General features: G+C 57.3%; 1 protein-coding gene and 4 pseudogenes. All 5 read right to left on the bottom strand.

The genetic code is table 11. The features are described 5' to 3' along the window. A pseudogene (soxC, locus tag ACR3EN_RS21050) lies at window positions 1-1,013 on the bottom strand (sulfite dehydrogenase); the annotation flags it as partial. 24 nt (window positions 1,014-1,037) lie between these two features. Continuing rightward, window positions 1,038-2,726, bottom strand: a pseudogene (gene soxB, locus ACR3EN_RS21045) (thiosulfohydrolase SoxB). Between the two features lie 88 nt (window positions 2,727-2,814). Continuing rightward, window positions 2,815-3,656: pseudogene (gene soxA / locus ACR3EN_RS21040) on the bottom strand (sulfur oxidation c-type cytochrome SoxA). A gap of 70 nt (window positions 3,657-3,726) precedes the next feature. After that, window positions 3,727-4,054, bottom strand: a pseudogene (gene soxZ, locus ACR3EN_RS21035) (thiosulfate oxidation carrier complex protein SoxZ). 36 nt (window positions 4,055-4,090) lie between these two features. Continuing rightward, window positions 4,091-4,420: thiosulfate oxidation carrier protein SoxY (soxY, locus tag ACR3EN_RS21030; protein WP_480918538.1), on the bottom strand; the 330-nt coding region annotated here is incomplete at its 5' end.

The raw sequence follows: 4,420 nt of genomic DNA, 5'->3' as shown, positions 1-4,420 counted from the left end.
CCCACGTGATGCCGCCGTCCCTTGGATACATCGACACGGGTAATCTGTCCGTGGCCTGACCATGCAAGCCCTGAAATCACCAGCGGCCCGGGCCCATGTTTGATCGGCATTTGCGGGCTGGGCGAGGTTATGACGGATTTCGCATCCATCACCCAAGTCCATTTCTGGGCCGTGCCATCAGCATAAACATCGGTGTACTTTGATGTTTCTTCGCGGCTTCGACCGCCCTGTCGACGACCTCGATCCTGCGCAGCCATTTGACCCACATGTTGCCTTCCCAGCCTGGCACGACCAGGCGCACAGGATAGCCATGTTCCATCCGCAGGGCCTCGCCATTTGCTTTGAAGGCCACCAACACATCATCCAGCGCTTTTCCATCGGAATGGAGCGCCATTGACGACGCGTCCGCGCCCTCGACATAGACCCATTTGTCGGGCGAGATATCGGCGCCGGCCTCTTGCAACAGCGCGCAGCGGAACACCGGTGTATTCCATGTTGTGGATCATACCATGGGTGAATTGCACGCCGTTGAGCTGCGCACCCGCCCACTCCATCCCGGTGTTCGCTGCGCATTCGCAGAAATACACGTGGTTTTCGCGCGGGAAACGTTCGATGTCGTCATACGTAAAGACAAGCGGGCGATCGACCAGACCGTTTATCATCAGCCGATAGTCTTCCTTGCGCAGCTCGATTGCGCCCGAGTGGTGCCGTTCAAAGGCGCAGCCCTGGTGTGATTGTACCATCAAGCGCGTGGATCGGCGTGAAGTTGATCGACGAAATCGGAGAGGCGGTCAGCCACTCCACATTGCGGCGCACGACATGGGATTCATAGCTGATCGGCATGCCATAGGGTGTCTCGTCAACGCCTGCACCCGTGTACGATGCCCAATCCTGAAGCTCTGTTATCAGGGGTCGGGCGTTTCTGCCACTGCCGCACCTGCAACTGACCCCGCGGCGACCGCAGCACTGCCTTTCAGGAAGGCCCGGCGGGACGGTTTGAACGCGTCATCCATATCTCTTAGGTCTCCATCTGTTTCTTAGACGCCGACGACATCGACGCTGGTGTTCTCTTGCACCGTTACGGTTCCAAGGTTGCGAATGTGGTTTTCGACGACATCCCAGATCGGCGGGCCCTCGGTGCCTTCGTTGACGCTGGCCCAGCCGGCCACGACATAGGTTTTCGACGGATCAATCGCTTCACCCGTCTTCAGCAGGGTCATCTCGCTGATCCGCTGCCCTTGCGGCTTGGTCACATCGATGCGGTAACCCAGCCCACCGACACGGACCATATCCCCGCCCTGCTGGTAGTAGGGATCGGGATTGAACAGGTTGTCGCCAACATCCTCAAGGATCACATGGATGAATTCACCCGTCATTTCCGTGCGATAGGCATTCGGATACGACATCGAAGTGACGTTCCAGATGTCCTCGCGCGTGATCTCCTGCCCCGGCAGGATCGACGGCCCCCAACGAACACCGGGGACATGGCAATGTCTGCCTCCCGCTCTTAAGCAGGGCATCACAGATCAGGTCATCCCAGGTTCCGTTGAAATTGCCGCGACGATAGAGCAACGAGTCCGTTTTGCCGATCACTTCACTGAGCGTCGCCTCATAGGGCGCGCGCTGCTCATCTATCAGGGCGGTGATCGCAGGATCCGGAGCGATAACATCAGAGAAGATCGGGATCAGCTTGTGCTTCAACCCCATCAACTGCCCATCCCGCACATCCAGATCCACGCGGCTGACGAACTTGCCGTTCGAGCCGGACGCGATGATATGCGTTTTGCCCACCAGAACCGGCTCGGGCAACGCATCATGGGTGTGGCCACTGAGGATCACGTCGACCCTCCACCCGGCCTGCCATTTTCTTGTCCACGTCAAAGCCGTTATGGCTGAGGACGACGACGACATCGGCACCGGCATCGCGAACCTCGTCCACCACGGCCTGCATGTTTTCGTCCCGAATGCCGAAAGAGTATTCAGGGAACATCCAACCCGGGTTCGCGATTGGCATGTAAGGGAACGCCTGTCCGATCACGGCAACCTTTGCACCTCCCCGGTCAAAGAACTTGTAGGGCTTGAACAGTTCCGCAGGTTCATCCCATTCGGCATCAAAGATGTTCTGACCCAAGGCGGCAAAGGGCAGCCCTTCGACGATTTCGTTGACTCTGTCGCTGCCCAGCGTGAACTCCCAATGGAAGGTCATTGCATCAGGTTTCAGCGCGTTCGCGACATTGACCATGTCCTGACCAGCCGTCTGGTAACAGGTGTAAGACCCGTGCCGTATCGCCGCCATCCAAAAGCAGGGCATCGGGCCGGTCCGCACGGATGGCATTGATCACCGTCGAAACCCGGTCCAAACCACCAACCCGACCGTAGGTCTTTGCCAAGGCTGAAAAGTCGTCGTAGGTCAGCGCATAGGCCGACGAGCTGCCATCTTCGATCCCGTAGGCCTTGCGGAACGCGGCCCCGTGACATGCGGCATCTGCCCTTTGCCTCACCGATACCCAGGTTTATCTCGGGTTCACGGAAGTATATCGGTTTGAGTTGTGCGTGAATGTCGGTGACATGGATCAGGCTGATATTGCCAAAGGTCTCAAACCCAGCAGCTGATCCTGCGTCAGACTTTGCTGTGCGGAAAGCCTGGCCCAATTGCCAAACCCGGATGCCCCGTACAGAGCCGATGCCGCCATTGAAACCTGCAAGAAGTCACGTCGAGAAATCATCTTTCGGCTTTCCTGTTTCACATATAAATGTATGAATGTCAAACTAACGGAAAAACCCGCGCTGGACACTTCCTACGCGGGCCTGTTGTTACTGGCGTACGGCCGGAGTTTCGACTGAAAGCCCGTTGCCACGCGAGGCAACATAAAGCTCCAGCGCACGAAATTCGTCTGAACCTTCGGCAAAGGTTTCCGCCCGCGTATCACGAATACAACCGCGGAAACGATTGTGTCGCGAAATCAGCTTGGCCTGTTTCAAACGATACGTCGGGAACCCATTGATCATTCCCGCTCAGGTGATCTGCCCGGATCATATTGCCCCAATTGTCTTCATGACAGTTGGCACAGCTCAGCTCTAACTGGCCATAGCGCGTATAGTACATTTCCTTGCCCTGTTCCCAATACGGGGCGGCGTCACCGTCAATGGCAACGTTCATGGGCATCCCGCGTGACTGTAGGCCGATCAAAGCGACCATGCCCTGCATATCGCCGCCGGACCATTTCCAGGCATCGGCCTCCATGTGCTCGGTCCGCACGCGTTGATCAGATCTTCCATGACCACCAGCTTGCCGGTTTCGGCATCAACCTTCGGCATGGAAGCCTGCAATCCCTTGAAGCTTTCCACCCCGTCGTGGCAAGAGGCACAGCTTTGCCGGCAGCCCCATCGACTGTCTCAAAAAGGTCGGCAGCCTGGTCGACGAAGATCATCGCCGGATTGTCGAAATCATCAATCTGAAGGGCCTGGGTTTCATCCGTACGGAAATGCCAACCGGAATAGATCGTGTCCAGGTTTTCCAGATGCGCCGGCGCTTCGGTGACCGAGGTCATGTCCAGCTCGTCATTGATCACAAGATTGTCTTCGTCAGGTCCGGCCAATGCTGCCACTGGGAAAACCAGAACTGCCGCGATCGCCGTTAATGCCTTTGTATTCATTACGTTCCTCCCTTGGTGGACCAGCGCCAAACGTCATGTCCGGCGCTGATCTGCCTTATTGGTCGAGCCGTCAGGCGATCTCGATCGATTTCTTCTCGTCGTAGACAGAGCCGTCGTCATCGTACCAGGTGAACACGAACTCACCTGCCTCGGGCACGGTTGCCTCAAACTGGAAATACGGGTTGTTGAGATTGCCGGCTCCATCGTCACATCGACCACCATTTCGCCGTTAAACTCACAGGTGAAACGGTTGATGATCGATCGAGGTATGACGTTGCCTTCTTTGTCCTTGCGCTGACCGCTTTCCATCTTGTGGCTGATCAATGTCTTGATCGTGACGGTTTCGCCAACTGCGGCTTTCTTCGAACCTTGACGCGGGGTTTCACACCGGATGCCATTGGTTAGTCTCCTGTTCTTCGAGGCGCGCGTGGCTATCAGCCGCCGCAGCCGCCGATTGTCACTTTCACGGTCGCGGATGCCTTGGCAAAGCTGCCATCTGCCATCTTCGCCACGGCAATGACATCCTGCGTTCCGGCAAGGCGGATACGAGTTGAGGCAGCCTGTTCAGCAGCCAGCGGGCCAAAGTTGAACGTTGCGACGCCTGGTTCGGGGTTGCCTGCTACGCAGATCAGAATCGACGCCGCACCCGGGGCGCTTGCTTCGATCGGTACGGTGTTTCCGTTTTCGGCGATTTCAGGTGCCGTCAGTGTAACACCGCCGTCAGCCACATCCGCCCCACCGGTAAACGCGGCAATCGCATCCTT

The sequence above is a fragment of the Ruegeria sp. G7 genome, from assembly GCF_056535465.1.
The sequence above is the reverse complement of the archived record's forward strand: the minus strand, read 5'-3'. Positions and strand labels throughout refer to the sequence as shown.